Raw genomic sequence first — 918 nt, 5'->3', positions numbered from 1 at the left:
GCGGCGCCGGTGAGGTGCTGCGCGGCGCCGCCCGCGACGAACTGGCCCCTCCGCAGGACGAGATGACCCGCTGGATCGGCGCCCAGGTCCTCACCGCCATGACCGCGCTCTCCGCGTTCGTCACCGTCCTCGTCGTGTCCTCGGGCTTCGCGTTCACCGTCGCCCGGCGCCGGCGCGACCTCGGCCTGCTGCGCACCATCGGCGCCACCCCGCGGCAGCTGCGGCGCCTGCTGTACGGGGAGGCGCTCACGGTGGGCGCCATCGGCGGCGCGGCGGGCGCGCCGCTGGGCGCCCTGCTCGCGCCCGCGCTGGCCGGGGTGTTCGTCGACGCGGGGTTCCAGCCGGCCGGGTTCGAGGTACGGATGCGGCCCTGGGTGCTCGCCGCGACCTTCGCGCTGGGCCTGCTGGTGGCGCTGGCCGGGGTCTGGTCGGCGTCGCGGCGGGCGGCGCGGATCGCACCGCTGGAGGCGATGCGCGAGGCGGAGGTGGACAGCCGCGCGATGACCCGGCGCCGGTGGGTCACCGGGACGGTGGCCGCGGCGCTGGGTCTGGCGTGCGCGGTCGGCACCGCCTTCGCGGGGCCCGACGCCATGGTGCTGCTGTGCCTGGGCGCCGCGATGGGGCTGACCACCGGCCTCACCCTGCTCATCCCGGCACTGATCGGCCCGGTGGCCGGGGCGCTGACGCGGCCGCTGGCCCGCCGCCCGGGGGCCGTCGCCCTGCTGGTCCGCGCGAACATGGTCACCGCCGTCCGCCGTACCTCCGCCACCGTCGCCCCCGTGCTGGCCACCGTCGCCTTCGCCACGCTGATCACCAGCGCCGTGCAGACCACCGCGGCCGCCGATGTCGCCGGGCGCGCCGCGGCGGTGCGTGCCGGGGCGGCGGTCGTACCGCGCGGCACACCGGGCCTGTCGGACG

At 78.5% G+C, this 918-nt stretch carries 1 protein-coding gene; it reads left to right on the top strand.

What is annotated here, in order from left to right:
* Positions 1–918, top strand: a 918-nt coding sequence (locus EEJ42_RS53975) for an ABC transporter permease (protein WP_148082070.1), incomplete at both ends; no start/stop codon positions are given.

The sequence above is a fragment of the Streptomyces botrytidirepellens genome (assembly GCF_003721215.1).
In the GTDB taxonomy this organism is placed as follows: domain Bacteria; phylum Actinomycetota; class Actinomycetes; order Streptomycetales; family Streptomycetaceae; genus Streptomyces; species Streptomyces himastatinicus.
This window is presented reverse-complemented; position numbering and strand designations above follow the sequence as displayed.